The sequence below is a fragment of the Chryseobacterium sp. CS2K3 genome, assembly GCF_059515185.1.
The window spans coordinates 1-750 of the sequence record NZ_JCAKRW010000034.1; the positions used below are offsets into that span (position 1 = coordinate 1).

At 37.9% G+C, this 750-nt stretch carries 2 protein-coding genes; both read right to left on the reverse strand.

All coding sequences use genetic code 11. The annotated features are described in order from the left end of the window. Positions 1-207: hypothetical protein (locus AC5YGG_RS20875; RefSeq protein ID WP_496146358.1), on the reverse strand; the 207-nt coding region annotated here is incomplete at its 3' end. A gap of 14 nt (positions 208-221) precedes the next feature. Continuing rightward, a partial coding sequence (locus tag AC5YGG_RS20880) for a DUF4280 domain-containing protein (RefSeq protein WP_496146359.1) occupies positions 222-750 on the reverse strand: 529 nt, incomplete at its 5' end.

Consider the following 750-nt stretch of genomic DNA (forward strand, 5'->3'; position numbering starts at 1 on the left):
AGGAACTATTTGCCCTTCTTTATCACTTCCGCCTTTTCTCCATCCTGTTTTGGTCTGTACCATCACTTCCCAATGTGCTTTGGGTACCTGCAAAGGATTTTTAATAAGCTGTAAAGGATTCAGCCAGCCATTTATTGTAGTGACAGAATACATTTCCTGTTTTCCTATTACAGGCTTGTTGTTTCCGATGATCGTTAATTTTCCCATATTTGTGTTTGTGTTTATTCGCAGATATTTAAATCTTCTTCCTGTTCATCCTGAAATTCTTTGTAGTCAAGCAACGGGTTAATATTCTGTTGCTGTTTTGGATCTGCATTCCTGACATTCTGTTGAGTGATTTCCGCAGTTTGCCCATGTTCTTTTATGGTTATTTTTCCTCCTGTTGTACACATGAGTTCAGAAAGTTCTGTAATACAGCTTTTATTCATAACCTTTACTTTCTCATAAGCTTTTTGCCATTTTCCTGTCGGAGCAAATGCACAAGGTAAATAACCACCTGAACTTGGTTTTAGCTTGCATTGCCCAAAACTGGGACCTGGTGGGGTGAATTGCACATCATCTTCCGTAACGGCTAAATAACCTGCTTGTCCTTCTTTGTTATTCCAATAATGTTTCTGGTGCGATGTTACTTTAAACTGTGGAAAGTGATCCCCTTGATTACACTGAGCTTTTCCTTTTTGGATCACGAAATATTTACCATCGTGAGGTAATGAATTTTCTGACATCATATTGTGATTTTGGTGTTTTTTA